We start from the raw sequence: 3,466 nt of genomic DNA on the forward strand, positions 1-3,466 counted from the left end.
GCGCTGCCGGCGGCCGGTGCCGCCGGGCGCCTGCGCCTGCGCCCTGGGCTCGGGCCTGGGCTCGGGCCCGGCGGGAACCGGCGGCCTGGGCAGCGTCGCCGTGCTGGTCCCGGGCGGGCCCGAGCCCGACGGCGGCGTGTCCGTGTCCAGCAACTGAACGGCGTGCCGCCCCAGTTCGGCGATGAGGGTGGCGGGGAGCCAGGGTGCCGAGGCGGTGCCGGTCGAGATCGGCTGCACGGCCCCGATGACGTCCTCGGGCGCCGGCCGCTGAGCGGGGTCCTTGGCGAGGCAGGAGGCGATGAGTTCGCGTAGCGGCTCCTCGATCCCCTCCAGGTCCGGCTCCTCGGCTGCGATGCGGAACATCACCGAGTGCACGCCGCCGCCCGTGCCTCCGAAGGGGGTACGCCCGCTCGCCGCGTACGCCAGCACCGCGCCCATGCAGAAGACGTCGCTGGCCGGGGTCGCCTGCCCGGCCCGGATCTGCTCGGGCGACATGTAGGCGGGCGAGCCGACGATCACGCCGGTGCCGGTCACCGTGGAATCGGCGACCGCGTCCAGGGCGCGGGCGATGCCGAAGTCGATGACGCGCGGACCGTCGATGGTGACCAGGACGTTGGACGGCTTGAGGTCGCGGTGGACGAGCCCGGCGCCGTGGATGTCCAGCAGGGCGCTGGCGAGCCCGAAGGCGAGGGTGCGGACCGAGTCTTCGGGGAGCGGCCCGGGCCCTCCCGCACGTACCCGGTTGGCGATGACCTGTTCGAGGGAGGGGCCGGCGATGTAACCGGTGGCGACCCACGGGGTCTCGGCCTCGGTGTCGGCGTCGAGTACGGGCGCGGTCCAGCGCTGTCCGACGCGCCGCGCCGCCTCGACCTCCAGCCGGAAGCGGGAACGGAACTCCGTCTGCGCGGCCAGCTCCGCCTTGACGAGCTTCACCGCGACCGTACGGCCGCCCGCGGAACGCGCCAGGTAGACCCGGCCCATGCCGCCGGCCCCGAGCCTGCTCAACAGCCGGTAACCGCCGATCGAGTGCGGGTCGTCCGCAGCCAGCTCCGCCATCTCTTCCCCCATTCCCACGTCGGTCGGTCGACGCCGTGTACCCGCGAACCCGCCAGGGTCCAGTGCGATCCCCGGACCGCTGCGCGTCCCGGGACCCTCTCACTGTCCGTCACAAAGGTCACGGTCGGGCTGCTGACGTGTTCCCGTTTGACGGTCGGACGGATGTTCGTGGGTGGGCCGGTGTCAGTGCGGGCGGCTCGCGATGTGGTCGTCCTGGAGGGAGGTCAGCCGGAGGACGAGCATGAGGGCGAGGATCGCCGCGGGGATCCCCAGGAAGTCCGTGAACAGGGCCAGCGCGATGGTGCCTTCGGCGGAGCTGACGTCGTCGGCGTTGAACCAGTTCTCCCAGTTGCCGATGAAGCCGATGCAGAAGTAGCAGATCCACGTCCACCACCAGCCGTTGACCAGCCCGCGCCGCGAACTGGGGCGCGGCCCGTACCCGTACCACGGTGCGACCGCCGGATTGCTCACGCTCCAGACGTCGTTGATCACCTGCTTCGGCACGAAGAGGTTGCACACCGGGATGAACCAGGCGCCGACGGCCATCTCCTGCCCGTACCGGATGCGGCCCGGTGCGAACGTCTCCGCGTTCAGCCGCACCCGCCACCACCACATCGACCACGTCACGATCGCGCTGACACCCAGCGGAATGCTGACGAACTCCAGCGCCAGCGTGGCGCTCTTCAGGCCGTGGAAACCGTCGATGTCCTCGACGTACGCCTGGCCGAGCAGGTCCTTGTTCTCGTCGCCGAGGGAATCGTCCACCATGAAGTGCACGATCATCCTGATCAGGCCCATCACCAGCGCCAGACTCAGCAGCACGGTCAGGGTCTGGGCAAGCTTGCGCGCGGAGCGAGCGGGGCGGGAGGGCCCCGTGGGCGGTGGCGTGCCAGGACCGGGGCCGGGGCCAGCGCCGGGATACCCGTAACCGCCCTGCTGCTGCCAGGGCTGCGGCGGGGACGGGGGTGTGTACGGCGCGCTCGTCGGCGGACCGTAGACGCCGGACGGCGGGCCGTAGGACGGCGGCGGTGTCGACGGCGCGGAGGCGCTCGCCCCCGCGCCCGCGGTGGCCTGCGGCGTCGCGTCGCCTTCCGGGTCCTCGCTGTCCAGCAGCTGGACGGCGTGCCGGCCCAGCTGCGCGAGCACCTCGCCCGGCAGCCACGTGCCGCTCAGCTCGCCCGCCGTGAGCGAGGTCAGCGCGTCCAGACCGGGTCGGGCGGCCGGGTCCTTGGCGAGGCAGTGTGCGACCAGGTCCCGCAACGGCCCGGAAAGACCGGACAGTTCGGGCTCCTCCTCGGCGATGCGGAACAGCAGCGCGTGCACCCCGCTGTCGGCCGAGCCGAAGGGCATCCGCCCGGTCGCCGCGTAAGCCAGCACCGCGCCCAGGCAGAAGATGTCACTCGCCGGGGTGACCTGGACGCCCCGCACCTGCTCCGGCGACATGAAGCCCGGCGAGCCCACCAGCGCGCCGGTGCTGGTCAGCCCGCCGGAGGACTGCATCGCGGCGTCCAGCGCGCGGGCGATGCCGAAGTCGATGACGCGGGGGCCGTCGATGGTGAGCAGGATGTTGGAGGGCTTCAGGTCGCGGTGCACCAGCCCGGCGCCGTGGATGGCGCGCAGCGCCTGGACCAGGCCGGACGCCAGCGCCATGACGGACGTCTCCGGCAGCGGCCCGTACTGCTCGTCCACGACCTCCGCGAGCGAGGGCCCGGCGATGTAGGCGGTGGCGACCCAGGGAGTGGCGGCGTCGGTGTCGGCGCCCAGTACGGGAGCGGTCCAGTCCTCGCCCACCCGGCGGGCCGCGGTGATCTCCTGCGCGAAGCGGCGCCGGAAGTTGGGCTGCTGGGCCAGTTCGGACCGTACGGCCTTCACCGCGACGGTACGTCCGCGCCCCGAACGGGCGAGATAGACCCGGCCCATGCCGCCCTCGCCCAGCCGGCCGAGCAGCCGGTAGTCGCCTATCCAGCGCGGATCCTCGGCAGTCAGCCGCTTCATCGCATACCTCTCCCCCGGGTCCTTCAGCCGTTTCGAGGATAAAGCTGCGGGCCTCGCGAGTTCAGCGGAGGACGGGATCCGATCCGGTATCGAAATCTTCGATACTCGTCATACCCCCGGTAACGGATGGCGGGAGGGTTTTGAGGGTTCGGAGAAGTCCCGTTAACCCGCCGCTCCTTACCGTCCGGGGCATGGAACCGATCAGCCAACGCCCGACGGGGCGGGCCCGGCGCGCCGTCGAGCGCGCGGCCGAGGCCGCGCGCCCCGTACCGCTCGCCGAAGTCCTCTCGCGCGCTGAACTGCTCGCTCGCTTCGACCGCGCCTATCTCGTACCGGCGGACACGTTCGCGGACTTCGCGGCGCTGCTGACCGACCCCCGCCGCCGCGAGCCGTACAGGGCGCTGTCCATCGGCGG

General features: G+C 72.3%; 2 protein-coding genes and 1 pseudogene. 1 reads left to right on the plus strand and 2 read right to left on the minus strand.

Annotation, left to right across the window (positions count from 1 at the left end):
* Both ACRDP3_RS06895 and ACRDP3_RS06900 read right to left on the minus strand, forming a co-directional pair.
* The coding region (locus tag ACRDP3_RS06895) for a protein kinase domain-containing protein (protein WP_431515939.1) at positions 1-1,056 on the minus strand (1,056 nt) is incomplete at its 3' end.
* 183 nt (positions 1,057-1,239) lie between these two features.
* A complete protein-coding gene (locus tag ACRDP3_RS06900) occupies positions 1,240-3,051 on the minus strand; it encodes a protein kinase domain-containing protein (protein ID WP_431515940.1) in 1,812 nt (603 codons plus the stop codon).
* Positions 3,052-3,242: 191 nt separating this feature from the next.
* On the opposite strand from ACRDP3_RS06900, the pseudogene ACRDP3_RS06905 reads away from it, so the two are divergent.
* Positions 3,243-3,466 (plus strand): annotated as a pseudogene (locus ACRDP3_RS06905) (hypothetical protein); the annotation flags it as partial.

The organism is Streptomyces sp. (assembly GCF_050698815.1).
In the GTDB taxonomy this organism is placed as follows: Bacteria; Actinomycetota; Actinomycetes; order Streptomycetales; family Streptomycetaceae; genus Streptomyces.

Excerpts from the sequence above, each read along its gene's own strand:
- ACRDP3_RS06900 (WP_431515940.1), bottom strand. The coding sequence starts at position 3,051 with ATGAAGCGGCTGACTGCCGAGGATCCGCGCTGGATAGGCGACTACCGG.